Annotated in this window: 23 protein-coding genes and 1 pseudogene; 14 read left to right on the top strand and 10 right to left on the bottom strand. The window is 65.5% G+C overall.

What is annotated here, in order from left to right:
* Positions 1-5: 5 nt before the first annotated feature.
* Positions 6-2,741, bottom strand: coding sequence for an AAA family ATPase (locus ABH923_RS09955; RefSeq protein ID WP_370055207.1), 2,736 nt, complete (start codon positions 2,739-2,741; stop codon positions 6-8).
* 496 nt (positions 2,742-3,237) lie between these two features.
* The gene (locus ABH923_RS09950; protein WP_370055206.1) at positions 3,238-3,525 is read right to left on the bottom strand and encodes a hypothetical protein; all 288 of its coding nucleotides are present in this window, start codon (positions 3,523-3,525) and stop codon (positions 3,238-3,240) included.
* 272 nt (positions 3,526-3,797) lie between these two features.
* Here ABH923_RS09950 and ABH923_RS09945 point away from each other — a divergent pair, with 272 nt between their 5' ends.
* The gene (locus ABH923_RS09945) at positions 3,798-4,265 is read left to right on the top strand and encodes a hypothetical protein (RefSeq protein WP_370055205.1); all 468 of its coding nucleotides are present in this window, start codon (positions 3,798-3,800) and stop codon (positions 4,263-4,265) included.
* 299 nt (positions 4,266-4,564) lie between these two features.
* Here ABH923_RS09945 and ABH923_RS09940 read toward each other — a convergent pair whose 3' ends face one another.
* Positions 4,565-5,503 (bottom strand): NAD-dependent epimerase/dehydratase family protein, encoded by a 939-nt coding sequence (locus tag ABH923_RS09940; protein ID WP_370055204.1) that lies wholly within the window; start codon positions 5,501-5,503, stop codon positions 4,565-4,567.
* Positions 5,504-5,610: 107 nt separating this feature from the next.
* Between ABH923_RS09940 and ABH923_RS09935 the strand changes: the two genes are divergently transcribed.
* From ABH923_RS09935 to ABH923_RS09925, 3 genes are all read left to right on the top strand, one after another.
* Positions 5,611-6,207: a TetR/AcrR family transcriptional regulator gene (locus ABH923_RS09935; protein ID WP_370055203.1), complete on the top strand. Its 597-nt coding sequence runs from the start codon at positions 5,611-5,613 to the stop codon at positions 6,205-6,207.
* A gap of 140 nt (positions 6,208-6,347) precedes the next feature.
* Entirely contained in the window at positions 6,348-7,040 is a 693-nt protein-coding gene (locus tag ABH923_RS09930; RefSeq protein WP_370055202.1) for a type 1 glutamine amidotransferase domain-containing protein, read from the top strand.
* 669 nt (positions 7,041-7,709) lie between these two features.
* Positions 7,710-8,072 carry a hypothetical protein gene (locus ABH923_RS09925; RefSeq protein WP_370055201.1) on the top strand — a complete coding sequence of 121 codons (363 nt, stop codon included), beginning with the start codon at positions 7,710-7,712 and terminating at the stop codon, positions 8,070-8,072.
* Positions 8,073-8,361: 289 nt separating this feature from the next.
* Here the strand turns inward: ABH923_RS09925 and ABH923_RS09920 are convergent, their stop codons facing one another.
* Both ABH923_RS09920 and ABH923_RS09915 read right to left on the bottom strand, forming a co-directional pair.
* Entirely contained in the window at positions 8,362-8,937 is a 576-nt protein-coding gene (locus ABH923_RS09920) for an MBL fold metallo-hydrolase (RefSeq protein ID WP_370055200.1), read from the bottom strand.
* A gap of 86 nt (positions 8,938-9,023) precedes the next feature.
* Positions 9,024-9,746 (bottom strand): SDR family oxidoreductase, encoded by a 723-nt coding sequence (locus ABH923_RS09915; protein ID WP_370057335.1) that lies wholly within the window; start codon positions 9,744-9,746, stop codon positions 9,024-9,026.
* 105 nt (positions 9,747-9,851) lie between these two features.
* Here ABH923_RS09915 and ABH923_RS09910 point away from each other — a divergent pair.
* Both ABH923_RS09910 and ABH923_RS09905 read left to right on the top strand, forming a co-directional pair.
* Positions 9,852-9,977 (top strand): annotated as a pseudogene (locus tag ABH923_RS09910) (LysR family transcriptional regulator); the annotation flags it as partial.
* 150 nt (positions 9,978-10,127) lie between these two features.
* The gene (locus ABH923_RS09905; RefSeq protein WP_370057334.1) at positions 10,128-10,712 is read left to right on the top strand and encodes a LysR substrate-binding domain-containing protein; all 585 of its coding nucleotides are present in this window, start codon (positions 10,128-10,130) and stop codon (positions 10,710-10,712) included.
* Positions 10,713-10,743: 31 nt separating this feature from the next.
* Here the strand turns inward: ABH923_RS09905 and ABH923_RS09900 are convergent, their stop codons facing one another.
* From ABH923_RS09900 to ABH923_RS09890, 3 genes are read right to left on the bottom strand one after another with little or no spacing between them, the layout of a single operon-like run.
* On the bottom strand, positions 10,744-11,124 hold the full coding sequence (locus ABH923_RS09900; protein ID WP_370055199.1) for a putative quinol monooxygenase: 381 nt from the start codon (positions 11,122-11,124) through the stop codon (positions 10,744-10,746).
* Positions 11,124-11,870, bottom strand: a complete 747-nt coding sequence (locus ABH923_RS09895) for an MBL fold metallo-hydrolase (protein ID WP_370055198.1) — start codon at positions 11,868-11,870, stop codon at positions 11,124-11,126. Before ABH923_RS09895 ends, ABH923_RS09900 begins: the two co-directional genes overlap by 1 nt.
* 13 nt (positions 11,871-11,883) lie before the next feature.
* A complete protein-coding gene (locus tag ABH923_RS09890) occupies positions 11,884-12,705 on the bottom strand; it encodes an alpha/beta fold hydrolase (protein WP_370055197.1) in 822 nt (273 codons plus the stop codon).
* Positions 12,706-12,820: 115 nt separating this feature from the next.
* Between ABH923_RS09890 and ABH923_RS09885 the strand changes: the two genes are divergently transcribed.
* Positions 12,821-13,441 carry a TetR/AcrR family transcriptional regulator gene (locus ABH923_RS09885; RefSeq protein ID WP_370055196.1) on the top strand — a complete coding sequence of 207 codons (621 nt, stop codon included), beginning with the start codon at positions 12,821-12,823 and terminating at the stop codon, positions 13,439-13,441.
* A gap of 334 nt (positions 13,442-13,775) precedes the next feature.
* Here ABH923_RS09885 and ABH923_RS09880 read toward each other — a convergent pair whose 3' ends face one another.
* Positions 13,776-14,246 (bottom strand): MarR family winged helix-turn-helix transcriptional regulator, encoded by a 471-nt coding sequence (locus tag ABH923_RS09880; protein WP_370055195.1) that lies wholly within the window; start codon positions 14,244-14,246, stop codon positions 13,776-13,778.
* A 121-nt stretch (positions 14,247-14,367) separates the two neighbouring features.
* Here ABH923_RS09880 and ABH923_RS09875 point away from each other — a divergent pair, with 121 nt between their 5' ends.
* The 4 genes from ABH923_RS09875 to ABH923_RS09860 are packed head-to-tail and all read left to right on the top strand — an operon-like array spanning position 14,368 to position 16,050.
* Positions 14,368-14,979 carry an isochorismatase family protein gene (locus tag ABH923_RS09875; RefSeq protein ID WP_370055194.1) on the top strand — a complete coding sequence of 204 codons (612 nt, stop codon included), beginning with the start codon at positions 14,368-14,370 and terminating at the stop codon, positions 14,977-14,979.
* A 27-nt stretch (positions 14,980-15,006) separates the two neighbouring features.
* Positions 15,007-15,426: an ester cyclase gene (locus ABH923_RS09870; protein ID WP_370055193.1), complete on the top strand. Its 420-nt coding sequence runs from the start codon at positions 15,007-15,009 to the stop codon at positions 15,424-15,426.
* 4 nt (positions 15,427-15,430) lie between these two features.
* Positions 15,431-15,847, top strand: coding sequence for a hypothetical protein (locus ABH923_RS09865; RefSeq protein WP_370055192.1), 417 nt, complete (start codon positions 15,431-15,433; stop codon positions 15,845-15,847).
* Between the two features lie 44 nt (positions 15,848-15,891).
* A complete protein-coding gene (locus ABH923_RS09860; RefSeq protein ID WP_370055191.1) occupies positions 15,892-16,050 on the top strand; it encodes a CDGSH iron-sulfur domain-containing protein in 159 nt (52 codons plus the stop codon).
* Positions 16,051-16,209: 159 nt separating this feature from the next.
* Here the strand turns inward: ABH923_RS09860 and ABH923_RS09855 are convergent, their stop codons facing one another.
* The gene (locus ABH923_RS09855; protein WP_370055190.1) at positions 16,210-17,220 is read right to left on the bottom strand and encodes a LacI family DNA-binding transcriptional regulator; all 1,011 of its coding nucleotides are present in this window, start codon (positions 17,218-17,220) and stop codon (positions 16,210-16,212) included.
* 139 nt (positions 17,221-17,359) lie between these two features.
* Between ABH923_RS09855 and ABH923_RS09850 the strand changes: the two genes are divergently transcribed.
* Genes ABH923_RS09850 through ABH923_RS09840 form a run of 3 tightly spaced genes read left to right on the top strand, consistent with a single transcriptional unit; the run spans position 17,360 to position 20,659 of the window.
* Complete coding sequence (locus ABH923_RS09850) at positions 17,360-18,742, top strand: ABC transporter substrate-binding protein (protein WP_370055189.1); 1,383 nt, start codon at positions 17,360-17,362, stop codon at positions 18,740-18,742.
* 48 nt (positions 18,743-18,790) lie between these two features.
* The gene (locus ABH923_RS09845) at positions 18,791-19,714 is read left to right on the top strand and encodes a carbohydrate ABC transporter permease (protein WP_370055188.1); all 924 of its coding nucleotides are present in this window, start codon (positions 18,791-18,793) and stop codon (positions 19,712-19,714) included.
* 3 nt (positions 19,715-19,717) lie between these two features.
* Positions 19,718-20,659: a carbohydrate ABC transporter permease gene (locus ABH923_RS09840; protein WP_370055187.1), complete on the top strand. Its 942-nt coding sequence runs from the start codon at positions 19,718-19,720 to the stop codon at positions 20,657-20,659.
* Positions 20,660-20,662 lie beyond the last annotated feature (3 nt).

Genomic DNA, 20,662 nt, shown 5'->3' with positions numbered 1-20,662 from the left:
CAGGCTCACCGCGTCAATGTGGGTGCCACAGAGTTGGGGGTCGCGACTGGCCCCGTACCGCCGATTTTCGCCGCGCGGACGAGTTCCAGTCCGGCTGCTATGCGAGACTTTTCGATCGTCTCTTCGCTCAACTGTCGCTGCATAGTTGCCGCCAGCTCTTTCTTGGCCGTTTCAACCGTGGATGCGATCACGATTGCATCGTTGCTTCGTCTTCCGCGGGTAAGTCCAACATAGAGGCCTGCAGCATCGACGCCAGGCCCGACGATGGCGCGTTCTGTCGTTTCCCCTTGGACGCCATAGACGGTGCTGGCATACCCGAGATGGAGGTTAGTGCTTGCGTATTCACGCGTGACCCGACGTAGGGCAGTCGAGTCGGAAACGGATGCCAGGGTGAGGTGGCCGTCCGTGATGCTTGTCACGACCCAGTTCTGCCTGTTCTCGACTCCAGATGCGTTGTCGTTCCTTCGGGTCTGAACCACATCCCCAACGAACAGAGCCTGCTCAGACTGACACACTGCAAAACGGCGTGTGTCTATGGCGCCCGACTCTATGCGCCGCGTCTGAATGGCTTCGTTGACCTGTTGGGCCTCGGCGTGGGTTGCTGTGACAAGTGCGATCGTCTCCGCCTTCCGCGAAGACTCCAGCCACGCGTTGACCATAATCTGACGGGCCTCAGAATCGCTGGTCACGCGGGTTAGGTGCCCGGTCTCTTCGATTTCCTCCGCGATCGCCAGAGACTCAGCAGGGCCTCGCGAGTCGCGCAGACGCGCCGACAGGTCTGCCCATTCAGGCTCCTGGAAGCGGTGGATCTCTGTGAGCTCGATCTTGTCGAATGCGGATCGGCGGAAGAGAGCCATGGCACCAGAATGACCGACGGGGAGTGCTTGATAGTCGTCGCCGACGACGGCAACGGTCGCGCCGGTGCGGTGGAGGACGTCGATCAGCGCGTTTGCGGCTTCGAGGTCGAGCATGCCGGCCTCGTCGACGACGATCCGATCGCCGGGGCGGATCCGCGTGTGAGGACCGTGGTATTGGAGGTCGGTGGACGGGTCGAGGTCGCCGGCTTTGAGACGAGTCCATTCGGTGTTGCCAGCTGTGCCGGTGGCCCAGCGCCAGCCGTAGTCGTGCAGGAGCTGATGGAGGCTGGACGCTGCGCTGTTGGTTTCGCGTCCAGCGACGGTGGAAGCCTTCTTCGTGGGGGCGACAATGATCATGTTTCGGCCGTGCCGACGAAGGGTGGCGCCCGCGACCTTGAGCATTGTGGTCTTGCCGGTGCCCGCGGCTCCCGTAATCGCGACGACGGAAGCGGTTCCGGCGATGGCGGATGCGCCGTCGGTTTGGTCGTTGTCCAGGACGCGGTCCGGGTCGAGGACGTGGGCGATGGCCGTGATCTCCTCAACCCGTGCTGTTTCGCCAGGTGTCGAGAGTGCTTCGATGCGGTTGGCGATCGTGGCTTTCAGGGCTGCGGTGGAGGTGGCCATTCGGGACTTGATGTGTGCGGGGACATCGGGTTCGTCGAGCAGGGTGACGGTGAGCGCACGGGTGGAGGCGACGACCTGGTCGGCAAGCGCCGCCAGCTCTGCACGCTCGGCGATGACGCCTGTCGCGGCGATGGCGCGGATGGTCCCAGCTCGCAAGTCCATGATGCTGAATCGCCCACCAGTGCCGGTTGAGCGGGCGTCGGCATCGACGATGGCTCTCGCGGCGAGAAGCTCGAGGTCGAGATCGGCGAGCGACTCCGAGGCTACATCGATTGGGACGCGCTCCTGGCGGAGAGCGGGGTCCGCCGCGAGGAGTTCGTCTTGGATGAGCTCTGCCCAGGCGTCCTCGTTCAGGTCGCCGGGCTTGTTCGGTCGACCGGTGGCCCACGCCCACCGGTCGATTTGGTTGAGCACATCGTGGGAGGGTTCCTGTCCCGGGTGTTGTTGCTTCCACCAGGCGATCCGGGTGATCTTGTTGGCTTCGATCTGCGCGGACCGCTTCGACAGCGGCCGCACCAGGTGCTGCAACTGGCTGATCTCCCCGTCCGCATTGAGCGTGAAGCCTTTCGCGGCGAGCGCATGGATCCATGCTGGGTCGGTGCGGGAGGCGAGGTCGCCTTCTGCGTTGATCACGTTCTGGAACCGCAACGCCACTCTCGTGTCGATGTTGGACCATTTGCCATCGACGCCTTGGACTTTGACGTTGAGCCAGAGGTGGCGGTGCTTGTGCGGGTCGAGGGAGCGGGAGCGTTCGTGGCGGAGTTCGACGACCTCGAGCCGGGCGAGATCTTCGCGGATGGCGCCGCCTTTGCAGCGGCGGGCGTTGAGTTCGGACTGCCACAGCTTCACAATCCGGTCACGGAGGCGGTCTTGGAGGTCTTCGTACGCGGCGGCCAACTCGGGGTCGAGCATGGCGGCGATCGAGAACGACTTCGGGGCGTTGATCGTCGCATCCAGAATCAGGTCTGCAACGGGAGACTCGAGGTCCCGGCCGCGACGCTCCCTGGTGAGCGGGTCGAGTCCGTCGACCCAGTCCTTGAGTTGATCGCGGGTGAGGAGGTCGTCGCGGATGGCACCGTTCTCGACGATGTACCGGGTCATCACCGCGTCGGCGTAGCCGGCGGCGGCGATGACACCGTCGGCGGTTTTGGCGGTGAGGGTGGCGTCACAGACCCCGCTGAAGGCGTAGTTGACCGCTTGCTTGACCCCGTGGGATTGCTGTCCCCGCTTCCATCTGGCTACTCCACCTCGCACCTGCACTCGCCTCCCTCGCGCCTCGTCTTGGGCTTCCCGAAACTGGACGGTCTTGTCCTTTCGAAAAAACTCCCTCTACTTACAAGTTCCGGTTCGGCGCGCGTTTTTGCGCGCATTTGGCGCGCACGCGGACTCCTTCCGGAAATCGCCCGCTCCCCGGCCGACGGTGACCGGCCAGTTCTGGCCTGTGTTTCCGGGTATCTGAGCAGGTAGACCACCCGCACCTGTGAATTTCCGAGGCAGGACGATTTCGACGAGTTCACCGAGTGCAGATCTGTCCGTCTCGCTGCCGCGACAGCTCCCGATAGGGACGTCGGACAGGCTGGCCGGCGACCTGCGAGTCGGCGCGGTGTCGGAATCGATTGCCTTCATACCTACACGTTGTGTTTCCCAGCCGGTTTTGACGCGCAAACCCACAAATGTCCGAAACCCGCTAGCACTTCGTTCGATCGGGCGGAGCTTCGGATGGAACGGTATTGGGGACCGCATGGCCATCGTGCGGCTAACCACCGACTCTGGCGGGAGCCGGCTGCGGCCGGGGCTCGTCGTGAGCGATCCGGGTGAGGTTGACGAAGGGCACGCATGCCGTCTCCGCGGTGAGGGCGGCGAGCCAGCCGATCGGTGTGTGCGGGTCGGCGGCTATCGCCCACCCGTTCAGTGCGTACGTGCTGGCGGTCTCTACGCATTCCTGCTTCTCAGCAGCGGTCGGGTTCGAAGTCCCTTCGACGCCGATGAGTCCGCCTTGCAGTTCCGGTGCCATGTTGCTGGTGTCGATGATGAATACCCGCATCCCACTCACTCCCAAGGTCGATCGTTTTGAGTGCCTTTCCGGCGGGTGATCGAGAGCGGGTGAGAGGTGTGCAGTGTCGGGACCGTGGAGTACCGGACCGGAGGGAGGATACGCCGCGAAAGCCCGGCACGGAGCGCCGGGAGGGAGCTACGATCGGGCGACGGAAAGGCACCAAAGGGCAGGTGACTCGCTCCTGAGCACTCGCGCGTTATCGACTGGCCCCGAACTGGGGCTCGTTGGGTCTGTCCCAGTGACTCATAACATTGGCAAGCGTGAGCCGGACCCAGGAACGTGAGCCCTCGCCGCATCGATCGCGCGGTCGTGCTGGATTGATCTCTGCTATCTGGGTGCTCGGCCTCGTGGTCGTGATTGTGGTTCCAGTGGCGGTGGGAACGACGTTGTATAACCAGGTGATTGTCGCCGCACTAACGCGCGCTCACAAAAGCTCTCTTCACCTGGTGGAGTCGCAACTTCAGTTGGAGGACATCGGTCAGGTCCAGGTGAAAAGGGAGTTCGACAACACCGCCGTATGGGGACTCAGTACTGGTGGCCAATCCATGGAGGCGGATATTTCCGTCGCGGGCGCAAATGTTCCCGACCGTCTCGCAGCGCGCTTTCGCGCCTTGGGATACACCAACAGGATCAATCCAACACGCTGGGACCTCGGACTATCAACTCTGTACGTGACTCCGACAGATACCGGAGCGGACGTCCAACTCGAAGTGTCCGCGGGCGACTGATCGCTGTCGGGAGCCCTAGGGCGGGTGGCGCAAGCGCAACGAGCGTCACGTGCCGGCCTGTCGATTCGGCCGATGGGACCACCTTCCAGAGGCGCTGCGTCGCTGGTGCACGGACGATCATCTCGAAGTGTCTTGTCTCAGGACATCGGTGACGAAATTGGGTCAGGACATCGGTGACGGTTGGTGTCTCAAGACATCGGTGACACTACGTCGGGTAGCGGGTTCGGGTGGCCGTCGTCCTGACGTATTTGACGCCCACGTCAGATGGATGCTCCGTCGTCTAGACGCAAGACCGGGTCTTATGCCGCGTGCGGGCTGCTTTCTGAACGGATCTGCTTGAGTCCCTCGCCGTAGGTAGTCACCTGGAACTGCGGAAATCGGGTGCTGAACTTGGTGGCGTCGAACAGATTGTTGACCCGGTATCGGGGCAGCAGTTCGCGGAGCTCCCGTGCCGACGGGGAGAACGCCCCGGCCGTGCGCAGCGTCCATGCCGGCAGGACCGTATAGTCCGGGTCGCGGCCGAAGGTCGCCGCGGCGAGGGCGACGAACGCCCGATACGTGAGCCGGTTCTTATCGATAGGGAGGTGCCAGGTCTGCCCGAACGCGTCGGGGGTGTTCCCGAGGAGGGCGAGCCCGCGTGAGGCGTCCGGCGTCAAGATCAATGTTCGCAGCGTGTCGTCGCGCACTGGGACGAGGGGCCTTTTGCCAGCCTTGATTCGGTCGATGATCAGCGAGTTCGTGAACCCCTGCGTGCGTCCGGGGCCGTAGAACTCTGGAGCGCGGCCGATCAGGACGGGGATGTCGCCTCGAGTGATTTCGTCGAGGACCATGGTTGCCATTCGGGCGCGGACGCGGCCCTTGCGTCCGACGGGCGCGAACGGCGTCGCCTCGGTCTGGACGCGGTCGTCCTGGGGATACATGTAGGTGTTGTCGAAGTATGCGAACTTCGCGCCGGCTGAACGAGTGGCGTCGAGGGCGTTTTGGAGCATGGTGGGAAATTGCGCCTCCCACAGGTCTGTGTCCGCGGGCAGCCCGGCGGTGAAGTAGACGATCTCGCTGCCGGCAACGGCCGCCCGGGTCTGGTCGGCATCCATCAGGTCTGCGCGCGCCAGTTCGTCAGTCTCGTGGACCGCGCGCGGGTTGCGGCTGACCAGACGCAGTTCGGTCGTGTAGGCGCGGTTGAGTTCCCGTGCCAGCTCTGTTGCGATCTGTCCGTTCGCACCCAGGATCGTCTGCATCCGCTTGTCTCCACATTCTCGCCCGGCCGATCGGGCATGCGCGTGAGTGTCAGCGCCATAGGGTATGTTTGCACTGCACACATGGATCGTACGAGTGGAAGTGTTCAGTGTCAACTTCGGGGAAGAGTTACCATCACGGGGATCTGCGACAGGCTCTGCTGACCGCGGCGATCGAGTCTTTGGAGGCGGGCGAGCCCTTCTCGATGCGCGCCGTGGCCCGCCGCGCAGGGGTGTCCCAGACCGCCCCCTATCGGCATTTCGCCGACCGCGCAGCGCTGGATTCGGCGGTGGCGGTCGAGGGCTTCAAAGTTCTCACCGCCGACCTCGCCGCAGCTCGGGCAGCTTCACACTCGGCCGCCGGTCCGGTCGAGGTGCTCGGCAACCTAGGTGTCGCGTATGTCGGGTTCGCATTGCGCCGTCCCGCGGTGTTCCGGCTGATGTTCGGTAATGAATGCGATGACGAGAACGCGGATCGTGTACTCGCCTCCAAGAAGCTTCATGGCGTCCTCGACGAGGTCCTCGAAAACCTCGTCCCCGCCGCCAACGTCCCGAACCTGTCCACCGGACTCTGGGGCATAGCGCACGGTCTCGCCTTCCTTCACCTGGACGGCAAGCTCCGCCCCCATCCCGCCACTGAGGTGGATGCCCGCGTCCGGGCCGCCATTGCTGCCGTGCTCGCGATCGGCGCGCCGGCGGCATCGTGACGAGGCCCCCAATCCGGCCGCTTGTTGACAGTGAACACATCGAGGACATAATCTTCATGTGAGCACCGCACACATTGGTTTGGCCGCCGCCGCCGACTGTACGAAATAGGCCGCAAGGGTGAGTCGAGAGAGATGGGAACATGACCAAGCGCATCCTTCAAGTTGTCACCAACGTCGACGCGTACGACGATCCCGACGACCCCACCGGACTCTGGCTGTCTGAACTCGCCCAATCCTGGGACGTGTTCGAGAAGGCCGGCTTCGAGCAGACCATTATCAGCCCGCTCGGCGGGAAGTCTCCGCTTGAGCCGCGCTCCCTGAAGTTCCCGAACTACGACAAGGCAGCCCGGACCTGGCACAATGACCCCGACCGGATGGCGCTTCTCGACAACACCCTCAGCCCTGATCAGGTCGACGCCGCAGACTACGACGCCATCTACTTCACCGGCGGCCACGCCGTCATGTACGACTTCCCGGACAGCGAAGGCCTGCAGCGGCTGACCCGCGAACTGTGGGAGCAGGGAAAGATCGTCTCCTCCGTCTGTCACGGCTACTGCGGACTTTTGAACACGCGCCTCTCCGACGGCACCCTCCTCGTCGACGGCAAGCACCTCACGGGCTTCGCATGGCAGGAGGAAGTCCTCGCCCGCGTCGACAAACTCGTCCCCTACAACGCCGAGGAGGAGATGAAGAGCCGCGGCGCTCTCTACCAGAAGGCAAAGCTCCCATTCGTGTCGTACGCAGTGGTCGACGGCAACCTCGTCACCGGGCAGAACCCAGGATCCGCCAAGGACACCGCGCAGAAGGTCACCTCACTCCTCACGACCTTGTAACCCTGACTCCAGTCAGGTAATCGAGATCGGGCCGCTCGCGGGCACCCGGATCGCGATCCGAGCGCGGCAGCCGGACCTTCTTCGGTGGCGCGTTTCCGGATCGCGTAGAACGTCAACACGTCTCATTCCTTACAGATCGAGGAGAAGTGTCACCACCAAACCCAGCCGAAGTGTCACCGATGTCCTGAGGCAGATTTGTCACCTATGTCCTGAGACATAACACGATCATCTCGAAGAGTGCCTGCGTGCATTCGCTCATTGTTGCTCTTGCTCTTCATGCCCTCTGCCCTCCTTCTGGTGTTACCGCTTCCTTCTCCCTCCCTGGGGTCTTCTCGTCCTTGCTCCCTGGCTTCCCCTTATCCCCTTCTCGAGATCAATCTGGCCAATCGTGGTCGACGTACTGTTCTGACACGAACAGGCCGCATACTGCGTGCTCCGGCGCCATACCGGCCATCGCGCCCGGCTCCAAAGAGGAAAAGAACATTCATCCGCGCAGCGGATGAATGCAATAAGAAACACCTGTTGGACTGATCAATTCTCGAATCCCTATCCTGTGATGAGGGACGTCGCCGCAGCTGCCTCCGCGGCGACATTCGACGCGATAGATCGCACGGTGCACCCTGATCCGCGTCAATAACCGCGGCTGCGAGCCGCACCACCCGAGGAACCATGTCTGATCTGAAGATCGAACTCGTCGCCCGAGACGAACTCGGAGCCATCGTGGCTCTCATCACACCGCATGGCGTCGTGGATGCGACGTATGCTTCGGCTCAAATCCACCGTGGCGAGGCCTGCTACGTCACGGGGCCTGACTCGTACGTGCGCGTGCCAGTGCGCGCCATCTCAGCGATGGGCGGCTCGTATCTGTACGCGAACTGGGACGGAACTCGCCGCAACAATCTTCACGATCTCGCCGCCGTACGCGTACGCAGATTTTCGACTGAGCCCCATACCGACACCGACGTACTGGAGCAGAGCACCCGCACGGGACGCGTCGCGTCGTTCTGGAGCCGGCTCTTTGGAGCGCGCTGACAATCAATTCAGCAGACAATAGGAGACCGAAATAGTAAGACCTTCACCCGCCGGAGACGAGGCTCAGGCCTCGGACGTCATCCTGGGCCTGATCCGGATCGCCGAGTTCGACGATCAGTTCTGCCCCGGCAGCCTCGAGCGCGGGCGCGTGACGCCAGCATCGTGAAGCTCGTTCGCGAGCCGGCAATATGCGGCAGTGGACACCAATGTCATGGCACCCAGCAGGCCGATCAGGTTCACCCGATCCGGCGTCGTAGGTGGCGCATAGCCCACTGCAAGTCCGTGGACGCTAGCGACTCTCGCCGTTCTCCAGCCGCGTGATGATCGTGCCGACGCGTCGGCGCGTGCTCGGGGGTGTGGTCTCCGAGATCGGTGGCCCGTCGTCCGTGGCGCCCCACGGTACCAGCACGTCAAAGTCCAGATCGCGGACGAGGGCGAGACTCTGGAGATACGACTCGCGGAGTCGCTCATCGAGCACCACGGCCTTCCATTCACCGTGCTCAAGCCAGATGAAGTCTCCCGTGAACAGGAATCGGTGGACCCCGCTGTCCCAGAGATATGACGTGGTGCCGGCAGTATGACCTGGCGTGGGGAGCACCTCGAGGTCGTCGTCGATTTTCGTCCGCCGGGTGAATGTGCCCGCGATCCGCACCGAGTCTCCGAGCCCAGCCCGGTCGCGTTCGTGTACGAACACCGGCACGTCGATCGCCGGACTCCCATACATCCCCTCGTGCGCGTGGTTGATGAGGAGTCTGTCGGCACCGCCGAACTGCGCGATCGCCTCTGCGGCCTCGGCGATGCCAGGGGAGTTGTAGATCAGTGCATTGCCCTGGTCGCGCCGGAGCAGGTAGGTGCGCAGCAGCACGTTGTGCTGGTACGGCAGTCGGCTGGTTGGGGTCGCAAGTAGTGAAGCGACCGGTGCGGTGAGCGCGGAGGCCATGCTAGCCGGGCTCACCACGGCACCGGCCCGTCGGCGTCGAAGAGGCGGCCGTTCGGTCCCTCGTCCGGCAGTGACGCGAGGCGGACCGCGGCGACCGCGCCCTGTCGCGGAGTGGCGGTTCCGGTGAAGTTGTTGAGGTCTGTCCGGACGTAACCGGGGCAGGAGGCGTTGACCAGAAATCCTGCGTGGCCGAGCTCCTTGGCGTACTGGATCGTCAGCGCGGCGATCGTCGTCTTCGACGGCGCGTAGGCACCGCTCAACGGTCCGAGATCCTGACCGGATGCCTGCAGGGTGAGCGAGCCGACATGGCTGGATTGGTTCACGATTCTCGGGTGAGCCGACCTGCCAAGGAGCGGCAGCATAGCGTTCGTCACCCGGACGAGTCCGACGACATTGGTGTCGAAGACCTGCCGGACGTCGTCCGGCGTCAGCACCGACGGTGTGTCCGGCCACCTTCCCGCCGCGCCAGCATTGTTGATCAGCGAGTCCAGGCGGCCGAATCGCTCTTCGATGAGAGTCGCCGCGGCCGCAACGCTGGCGTCGTCGGTCACATCGAGCTCCACGTCGAATGCGTTGGCGCCGTCCGACTGGAGGCGGCTGACCGCGTCGCGGCCCCGTTCCCGGTCGCGTGCGCCGACGCCGACGATCCAGCCTTCCGCGCCCAGCGCTTCGGCGATCGCGTACCCGATTCCCTTGTTCGCACCGGAGATCAGCGCGATCCTGATTTCGTCCATGTCCCCATGCTCCGCGCCCGCTTCCACGTAACCAACACTGATCGGGTGGCCTGTCGATACCTGTAAGGTATCGACTGCTTCCTGTCCGCGGCCTACCCTCGAGTCATGGAAACGCGAGAGCTCCGCTATTTCGTCGCTGTCGCGGAGGAGTTGCACTTCGGGCGAGCCGCGGACCGCCTCGGGATCGCGCAACCCCCGCTCTCGCGAGCGATCCGACGGCTTGAAACCCGTCTCGACACCGCCTTGCTCATTCGGACCAGTCGACACGTGTCGCTGACTCCGGCCGGCGAGCTTCTCCTCCACGAGGCGTGTCTCATCCTCGGGGCGGTGGATGCTGCCAGCAGGCGAACGAGGAGTGCTGGGCGTGCGCACCGCGAGGTCGTGTTCGCGATCAAAGCGGGTGCGTCGACCAGCCTCGTGGCGCGGATTCTCGACGCCTACGCCGAGCAACCGGGCGCGGTCCCGGTTAGCCTGCTCACGTGTGAGGCGCAGGAGCAGCGTCATGCATTGCTGAGCGGTGCGGCGGATGTCGCGCTCCTTCATCTGCCGTTCGATTCGATGGAGGATCTGGAGTACGACATGCTGGCGACCGAGACCCAGGTCGCGCTCGTCCAGACGAGCAGCCGGATTGCCGGAGCCCCGTCGGTCCGGGTCGCCGATGTCCTCGGGCTCGGCGAGGCGCCGCTCGCACGATGGCCGGATTCGGCGGGCAACTACCCCAACGGGCCCGGACCGGAAGTCCGCAACCTCACCCAGATCGCGGAGCTGATCGCGCTCGGCCGGGCGACGGCTATGGTGCCCCGGTCGGCCGCGCATGCCCTTCCGGAGGGCTGCGTGGCCATTCCGGTGTTCGACGCACCCGCGGTGACCACGGTAATTGCGTGGCCCTGGTTCAGCCGATCCCGGCCCGCCGCCGATCTGATCCGCGCCGCCGGTGGGGTGGCCGGCGAATCCGGGGACGAGTAGTCGACCGCCTCCGTGTTCCGTCGGCGTCGATTCATGGCATGACGGGGTCGAGCTGGATGAGGTTGCCCGGTCCTCCGGTGCTGAGGGTGGGAATGCTGGCGATGAAGGTATGCACGTGCTCGGTACCGAGGTGGTCAGCGAAGGCGCGGGCGTTCTCGTAGATCTCGTAGAGGTAGAAGCGGCCGGGGATATCGCGGGCCTCGTAGGCAGTGAATTCGACGCATCCGGGTTCGAGGCGCACCTTGCGGGCGAGTTCGATGACGGCGGCTCTGAGGTCGTCGTGTCTGCCGGGGACGGCGTCGAGGATGGCGATCATTGGGCGCGGATTCGGGTCTTGAGGGTCGACCGTCAGGTTGGGGTGGGCCAGGGTTTCCGCGACGAAGTCTGACGGCGGGATGAATTCGTCGTCCATCAGAGCTCCACGCGGGTTCCCGGCTCGACGATCCGCACGACGGTGTCCGGTGCAAGGCGGGCAGCGGCTATGCGGAAGCGCTCCGGGTTCTTGTCGCCGTGGGTGATGAGCCGGTCGCCGAGCCAGCCCTTGGTGAACGCGTAGTGGTGGGGGAGGGCGAGCTGCGGCTTCAGGACTGCGGTGAGCTCGGCCGCCTCCTCGGCGTCCATGACGACCTGCATATTGCCCGCAGGCACGATGCGCAGCCCGTTGGTGGGCAGGAGCGCGATGGTGATCGGCCCGAGCCGGTCGGGAATCTCGCGCAGCTCGGGAATGAGCAGGGTATCGCCGCCGAAGTAGATCGCGGCGCCCCCGGCGCGGAGCACGAACGTGATCTCATCGACACCGTGTTTGCCAGGAGCTGCGGTGATGGTGACGCCGTCGATCTCGGTCTGCTCCCACGGGAAGAGCGGGCGCACGTCGGTGAAGCCGTGCGCGAGGGCGGTTTCGACCACGGTCTGCGGAACCACGAGCGGCACGTCGAGGTCGCGATAGGTCGCGAAGGCGTCAAGGTCGCAGTGGTCGTAATGCTCATGACTGATCAGCACACCGTCCAGCCGGGGCAGCTCGGCGATGCTCAGGGCGATGGGCTCGCCCTGGTAGTAGCCGGGCCGGACGGTGAACCACGGATCCGTGAGAAACGTGAGCCCGCCGATCTCCAGCAGGTGGCAGCTATGGGTGATGCGGGTGACGGACAAGGTCGACATCGTCTCGGATCCCTCACTCGGTCGTGTTCGCGGGCGCGGCGGCCGGGGATCGCATCAGCTCTCCGCTGTTCCAGATCGCGTCGATAACGCGCTCGGGCGTTTCCTGCTGGGGCGCGTGACCGGTTCCTTCAAGGAGCACGAAGCGTGCCATCGGGATCGCCGCCGCATAGGCTCGGCCGTAGTCCGGATCGGCGATCCGGTCGCTCTCCCCCCAGAGCACGAGCGTGGGAAGCTCGAGGTCGGCCAGCCGTTCGGCCAGCGCCGCGTCGGTCATGCCGTCGCCCGCGTAAGCCGCGAGTGCCGAGCGATTTCCGGCGGCGACAGCCTGCGCAGCTGGCGGAAGGCTGGCCGGATCGAACGCGAACCGGGCCGGGTCATGGAAGGTGCGGGAGAACACCTCGTCCATATCCATGCCGAAGAAGTCCGCGACCGGATGGCCGGGTACGTCGAGGCCGACGGCGTCCAGCAGCACGATGCCGCTGATGCGGGGATCCTTCCGCAGCGCGATCTCCGCCGTGATCCAGCCGCCGAGCGAGTTGCCGATGACCGTGACATCCTGCAGGTCAAGAGAGTCGACGAGGACCGTGTAAACCTCGGCAAGCTGATCGACGCGGCGCAACCCGTCCGGGCGAGCGGTGCCGCCAAATCCGGGATGCACCGGCACCAGCACGCGCACGCCCTTCACTGTGGCGAACCTCTCTGCGAACGGGAGAACAGACTGCGGCCCGGCACCGCCATGCAGCAGCAGGAACGGCTGGCCCACCCCGAGGTCCTCGACGGTCAGCTCAATCATTCCCAGACTCGGCAGCTGCACATACTCACTCTTGGTTGTCATGGGGACCTCCGATAGATTTATGAGAGTAGACTCTCGTAAATATAGGTCGAAATGCGGATTTACAAAAGTCCACTCTTATAAATTGGGACAAAGCACGTTGCTGAGGAGGGGAAGGATGTCAGACCCGAAGGTCGTGTCCATGGGACGGGTCAGTCACGCGGAACGCCGACGTGCCACCCGTGCGGCTCTGGTCTCGGCCTGCCGTGAAACCATCAGGTCGGGCGGAGAGGTGTCCATGCCGCAGCTCGCCCGAGCCGCTGGAGTCGCCGAAGCAACCGCTTACCGGTACTTCCCCGACCTCGTGTCCCTTGTCAAGGAAGGCCTCGAAGGGCTCTGGCCGGCTCCGGTTGAGGCGCTGGCATCTGTCGTGGACTCCGTAGACGTCATCGAACGCGTCGATGCAGCATGCGAGTTCCTCCTTCGCCGCAGCCACCGCTTCGAACGTGCCATCCGCGCCGTCATCGCCGACACGGTCACCAGACCCGAAGCCGGCCGAACCCGACCCGGCTTCCGTTTCGGGCTCATCGCGCTAGCGCTCACCCCACTCGCTGGGGAGGTCGATACGCGCCGCCGCAAACGGGTGGAGGAGCTGCGGGACGAGCTCGCGGCCGTGGTGGGCGCCGAAGCCCTGTTCGCACTGACTGACCTCGCCGGAATGGACATCGATCGCGCGATCGGGACCCTTCGCCGCGCCGCTCGGACGCTCACCGCCGCTGCTCTGTCCGATCTCGGCTGACCAGCTATCAGGGAGCGACCGATACTCGGCGATGGGAGCGGGCGCGCGGTGACCGGGTTCGTCTCGTGCGAGGCGGGGTGGTCTCGCCACTGATCTCCCCGCCGGAAAGCGAACAAGACTCTAAATGTGACCATTTGGTCTGGGACTGCTTGGCAGAAGGACGTCCGGTTCGACGGTGCGTGACTCAAACAACAATGGCCCGGCGCGTGCCTTTCGAGCATGGTGCACGCGGTCCGATGGAAAACGTTCGCATCGGTGAGGAGGATCGTCGCGATCCGTACACGCGCGCCACGCACGCGTATCCGCGGCATCCAGGCGCTCGACCCCGGCCATGTCAGTCGAAGCGGTCTTCGCGGGCGAGCGTGATCGAGAGCCGGCGGAGGATGCGCGCGAGCTGCTGGGCGTCTTCGCGACTGATGTGATCGAACAGGATGCGGCGCGCCCCTTCGACCTGCACGTCGTATGCCGGGCCGACCTGCTCCCGGCCGGTCGCCGTGATGGCGACGGTTGTGGCACGGCCGTCGGTCGAATCGGGGGTCTTCTCGATCCAACCGCGTCGGCGCAGCGTCTCGATGACGCGCGTCGTGCGGCTGGGGGAGAGGCCCACATCGGAGGCGAGCTTGCTCATGCGCAGCGTCGAGTCATCGGACTCGGAGAGGTGGAGGAGGATCGCGAACTCCTTGACCGAGATGCGGCGCGCATCCTCCATCTCGTTGTCGAGGTGGCGCGGGAGCAGATCGGCGACGTGGACGAGTGCGCGCCATGCGCGATCCTCCACGGCATCGAAAGGCCTGACCCCCACCATCGTCCCCACTCTACCTTCGGGGTCTTCCCTCGCCCCGCTTCCATAAATATAGTTGCACGCGCGAGCAAATAGTTCTACGCTGTCGCCATTCCCACCGACCGCCTTCATCGAGGAGGGCCTCATGACCAGTGAACCTCGTCGCGATCCATTCTCCGACCCGCTCCTGACGCCGGAGAACGCGGCGCTCGTGATCATCGACTTCCAGCCGACGCAGGTCGCCTCCGTGCGGTCGATGGACACCGCGCTGATGACGAAGAACGTGGTGTCGCTCGCGCAGATCGGCACGACCTTCGGGCTTCCGGTCGTCCTGTCCACGGTCAACGTCGCGAACGGGCAGCAGCCCACCGTCGCGGAGTTGAAGGCCGTGCTCGCCGACAGTCCCGAGCTCGATCGCACGCAGATCAACGCGTGGGAGGATGTCGAGTTCCGCGCGGCCGTCGAGGCGACAGGCCGTCGGAAGCTCATCATCGCTGCTCTGTGGACCGAGGCATGCCTCGCCTATCCGACGCTCGACGCGCTGCGCGAAGGCTACGAGGTCTTCCCGGTGGTGGATGCGGTCGGCGGCACCTCCGCGGAGGCGCATCGCGCGGGGCTTCGCCGCGTCGAGGCGGCCGGCGCCCAGCCCGTGAGCTGGGTCTCTGTCGCCACCGAGCTGCAGCGCGACTGGGCTCGAGCGGACACGGTCGCCCGCATCCGGGAGGTCGTCATCGTCGACCGGCTGCTCAAGGAATAGCCGCGCAGGAAATGGAAAGGAACTGAGATGGGCCAGGAACAGGTCGTCCTCGACTTCATGGACGATGTGCTGAACAACCACAACCCCACGAACGCGGGGAAGTACCTCACCGAGGGGATGGCGTGGCACGGCGGGACGGTCGGCACCGTCGCCGGGCGCGACAACGTTGCGGGCCTCATGGGCGCCGTCGTCGGTGCCATCCCGGAACTCCACGCCGAGCTGCAGGACATGGCCGTGCAGGACGACAAGGTTGTCGTGCGGCTCGTCGTCACCGGCACGCTGCAGGGGGACCTCCTCGGCGTCACCGGGACCGGCCAGGCGGTGCGCTGGGACGCGATCGACTACTACCGCCTCGAGGGTGGCCTCATAGCGGAGGAGTGGGCGGGCGAGGACTTCACCGCCTTCCTCAACACCAGCGGCGCGTACCGCGCGCCCTGGATCCAGTGACGCCATGGATGACGAGAAGACCGAGGAGCTGCTCCTCGAGTTCACCGGACACAACACCACGCGATCGATCAAGGCCTTCGCGCCGGCGGGCATCTCCCTTGAGAGCAATCTCGAGGGGGAGGCCCACGGCGTCTTCGACTCGACGTTTTATGCAACCTTCGACGCGCTCGCGAAGCCGGACGGCACGATCGAGTACGAGACGCGGCAGATCCACACGACGACCGACGGGCAGACCGTACTGATCGAGCTGTCGGGCACGAGCACGCGCGTGAGCCCGACGCAGAACCGGTTCGTGGGCCAGAACTCCTTCCACACCGCGTCCGAGCGGCTCGGCTGGCTGAACGGCGTCACGGCACGCCACGAAGGCGAGTACGACCCGGTCGTCGGTGAACAGCGTGTCCGCGTGTACGGCACGAGGTAGACCGGGCCTTGACGCCGGCGCGCTGTGCTTCCATCGTGCGGACGATGCCACTTCCGGACGGTCCAATCTATGTCCGCGGAGCGATCACCGTTCGCCTCCCTGACGGATCGACGGAGAGCGTCACGCGCGCAGCCCTCTGCGCGTGCGGGCGTTCGGCGCGCAAGCCGTTCGGCGTTCTGACGCACCTCGTGCCGGAGAGCTGAGAGGTCGTCGTCATTCCGGCTGGTCGCTGGCCTGGATGACGTCGACGAAGTCGCCGCGCTCGTAGCCCGGCACGAAGTGCGCGAGCACGTCGGCGTCGACGTTCCCGAACATCGTGTCGGGCCGCCCAGAAGGTCGGCACCCACAGGAACTGCCGGCTCCTATCGCGCGGTGCTCTCGCGCGGGATCAATTGATGTGGCGCGATGAACTCCTGCGCCGCCACGGCCGGATCGTCGATGCGGGCGGCGAGCCGGGTGACCGCGGTGCGGGCGATGAACGGGATGTCGAGAGAGACGGTGCTGAGGGAGGGACGTGAGAAACGGCCCTCCTCGATGTCGTCGATTCCGATCACCGCGATGTCCTCCGGCACCCGCAGTCCGGCGTCGAAGACGGCGCGGACGGCGCCCATCGCGAGAAGGTCGGAGTAGCAGAAGATGGCGTCGGGGCGACGGTCCTGCGCGATGAGCGCGGCGGCGGCGGCATAGCCATCCGCGCGGCCGTAGTGCGGCGCGGTCATCTGGAGGGCTTTCACCGGCTGACGTCCGTGCTCTTCGAGCGCGAGCTGGAACCCTTTGGTGCGCTGCAGCGGGGTGGCGTACTCCTCTTTGGGCTGAGCGCCGATCGCGGCGATGCGGGTGCGCCCGCTCTCCAGGAGATGCGCGGTCGCGTCGTGGGCGGCCTGGATGTTGTCGATGGCCACATGGTCGAACCGTCCGTCGAAGGCGTGCTCGCCGAGCAGGATGATGGGCAGCTCCTCCGAGGCCTCGATATCGTCGAGCTCGTCCCGCGTCGCGAGTGGCGCGAAGAGCATCCCGTCGAAGAGGTTGCGCCGGCCGCCGCCGCGCAGAAGCTGGCGCTCGCGGTCGTGGTCGTGCCCGGTCTGATCGATCATCACCTGGAAGCCGAGCGCGTCGGCCTCGTCGATCACAGCGCGCGCGAGCTCACTGAAGTACGGGACGTCGATCTCCGGCACGACCAGCGAGAGCAGGCCGGTCTTGCCCGTGCGGAGGGTGCGGGCGATCGGGTTCGGGACGTAGCCAAGGTCGTCGATGGCGCGCATCACCCGCGTGCGCATCTTCTCGCTCACGTGCTCGTAGCCGCTGACCACATTGGACACCGTGCGCACGGACACCTGCGCTCGATCGGCGACATCGCGCAACGTCGCGGGCATGGCTCTCCTCTCGCAGTTTCCACATCTTATCGTTTGCAACGATTGCAAATGTGAGTTATGGTTTGCATACGTTGGCAAAACCACCGCGACGAGCGGATCCCCCAGCCGACGTATCGTCGATTTTGCACAAAGGAGTGTCATGAAGCCCACCCCACGCAACGCCCGCGGCGCTGCAGTCCGCGTCGCGGCCGTGGCCACCGCGGCGCTCATCGCCGTCGGCCTGAGCGGCTGCGGCCCGGAGATCGGCTCCGGCAGCGCCTCCACCTCCACGTCCGACACCTCGGTCCTCACGGCCCCCACCGCGAGCTCGCCGAAGGGCACGATCACCATCTGGGACCGCTCCGGCGACCTGTTCAAGGTGTTCGACGCCGCGATCAAGGACTTCAACAAGGTCTACCCGGGCATCACCGTCAAGCACGAGGCCGTCGACATCGACAACAAGCTTCAGAACACGCTCATCACGGGCACCGACGTGCCGGACGGGGTGTTCCTCGACGACGCCAAGGTCGGAGGCTACGTCGACTACCTCTGGAACCTGAAGGACGTGCTCGCGCCCTACACGAAGGACATCGCCAAGCAGAAGGTCGACGTCAACACGGTCAAGGGCGGCATCTACGGCGTCCCGTTCGACCTCGACCCCGGCCTCCTGTTCTACAACGCCAAGGCCCTGAGCGCCGCCGGGATCGATCCGAGCGGCATCCGCACGTATGACGACCTGATCGCCGCGGCGAAGAAGTACCAGGCGTACAAGCCGGGGGCCAAGCCGATCCACCTGGAGCAGAGCACATTCCTCGGCCAGCTCCAGCTGGAGATGTACGCGAGCCAGCTCGGCACCAGCCTCGCCGGCCCCGATGGCAAGCTCCGCCTCGACTCCCCGCAGTACACGAAGATCCTGACCTGGCTCGACTCGGTGCAGAAGCAGGGCCTGGGCACGCGCGCCGAGTACCTCAGCCCCAGCGACATCGGGGCCCTCGACTCCAGCAGCGAAGTCTTCTACCCGTGGGCGCAGTGGTTCGACTTCGCGCCCCAGCAGCAGCTGAAGACCACGGTCGGCGACTGGCGCGCCATGTCGCTGCCGGCATGGTCGAGCGGCGGCGCCCGCAGCGGCGCGATGGGCGGATCGTCGTTCGTGCTGCCCAAGGACGGCAAGAACTCGCAGCTCGCCTGGCTGTTCTACAAGTTCCTGATGTTCGACAAGGCCGGCTACACCGCCGTCTACGGCTCGAACAGCGTCTACCCGGGAGGCCTCAACACCTCCGTCCCCGCCTACCAGCCCGCCGCCGACCCGGCGAAGCCGCTGTTCAAGCCGATCTCGGCGATGGGCGATCAGGACCTGTGGAGCACGGCGATCAAGGCGGGCAAGCAGATCCCGGGCGGCGCACCGATCCCGTCCTGGTGGACCGGGGCCGTGGACTACCTCGGCAACGACCTCCAGAAGATGCTCGACGGGACGATGACGCCCAAGCAGGTCATCGACCAGTCGTCGACGGACATCCAGACCAACCTGATCGACCGCAAGTAGCGGCCGGACCGACCCCTCCGCCGAACGCACGCACCACGAGGACATGACGTGACGACCACACTGACAGCACCGCAGGCGACCGGCCTCGGCAGAACGCGCCGCGGGCGCGGCCTGCCCTGGCGGCGCCGGCTCGCCCCCTACCTGTTCGTGCTCCCGTTCGTCGCGATCTTCCTCGCGTTCAGCATCTACCCGCTCGTGTTCACCCTGCGCCTGAGCTTCACGGACTGGCACGGTGCCGGCGCGGCGGAGTGGGTCGGTCTCGGCAACTACGCCTACCTGCTCGGCAGCCCCGACTTCTGGTCGTCTCTGGCGAACTCCGGGATCCTCTGGCTGCTGATCGTCCCGATCCAGCTCGTCGTCTCCGTGGTCATCGCCGTGCTGCTGAACACCTCGAGGCTCCGGCTGCGCGGGTTCTACCGGGTGGCGTTCATCGTCCCGTTCGTGACGCCGCTCGTCGCCGTCGCGCAGATCTGGATCGTGCTGTTCGACCAGAACTACGGTGCGGTGAACGCGGTGCTCGGCGCGGTCGGCCTGCCGCACATCGGCTGGCTGGTGACGAGCGCCTGGGCGAAGCCGACGCTCGCCCTCCTCTTCCTCTGGAAGACCACCGGGTTCGTCGTCATCATCCTGCTGTCCGGCCTCCAGTCGATCGACACCAGCCTCTACGAGGCCGGATCCCTCGACGGCGCCGGTCGCATCCGGCAGCTCTGGAGCATCACGGTGCCGCTGCTGCGCCGCTCGCTGATGTTCTGCGTGGTGCTGCAGACCCTCGCGGTGTTCCAGATGTTCGCCGAGCCCTACGTGGTGACCCAGGGCGGCCCGTACGGGTCGACCACCACCGCCGGGCTCTACCTCTACAACCACATCACCCGGGCGGACCTGGGCACAGGAGCGGCCAACTCGTTCCTGCTCGTGATCGTCGTCATGGCGCTCTCGCTCGTGTTCGTCCGCCTCCTGCGAGCCAAGGACTGACCGATGGCCGACCTCGATATCCGCAGCGCGCCGGCGCGCACCGCCTCCACGTCCGAGCGCGCCGAGTCCCCGACGCCTGATCAGGGAGCCACCGGCCGTCCCCGGAGGAGGCGCAGCCTCCACCTCGGCTCGCACGTCTTCCTGCTCGTGCTGACGGTGGCGTTCCTCGCGCCCGTCGCCTGGGCCATCGTCTCCTCGTTCAAGCCTGCGGCGGAGATCATCCGCGACCCGCTCGGCTTCTCCGGTTTCACCCTCGACAACTTCCGGGGCATGATCCAGGACGTCCCGATCGGCTCCGGATTCCTCAACACCGGGGTCGTGCTGCTCGTGAAGGGCGCGATCACGCTCTTCTTCGCGCCGCTCGCCGCGTACGCGTTCGCGAAGTACGACTTCCGCGGCAAGAACCTGATCTTCGGCGCGGTGCTGCTGACCCTGATGCTGCCGACGATCGTGCTCATCATCCCGCTGCTGCTGGAGATGAAGGAGCTCGGGTGGGTGAACACCTACCAGGCGCTCATCCTCCCCGGTTCCGTCGACGCGTTCGCGATCTTCTGGATGCGGCAGGTCATCGCCGCCGTGCCCGACGAACTGCTGGACGCGGCCCGGGTCGACGGCTGCGGCGAGTTCGGGATCTTCTGGCGCGTGATCGTGCCCGTGATCCGCCCGGGCCTGGCCGGACTCGCGGTGCTGACCATCATGAACATCTACAACGACTTCGTCTGGCCGGTCGTCGTCGCGAGCTCCAGCCGGATGGCGACCCTGCAGGTGGTGCTCTCGACGCTCGCCCAGAACATCTCGGGCAACAAGGTCGGCGCCGACTACGCGACCGTCACCGGCGAACTGCTCGCCGCGGCGACCGTCGCCCTCATCCCCCTCCTCATCCTGTTCATCGTGCTGCAGAAGCACTTCATCAACGGCATCCTCGCCGGAAGCGTAAAGGGCTGACTC

This window comes from Leifsonia sp. EB41 (assembly GCF_041262565.1).
Classification (GTDB): domain Bacteria; phylum Actinomycetota; class Actinomycetes; order Actinomycetales; family Microbacteriaceae; genus Leifsonia.
Note: the sequence above shows the minus strand (reverse complement) of the source record. Positions and strands in the feature narration are given on the sequence as shown.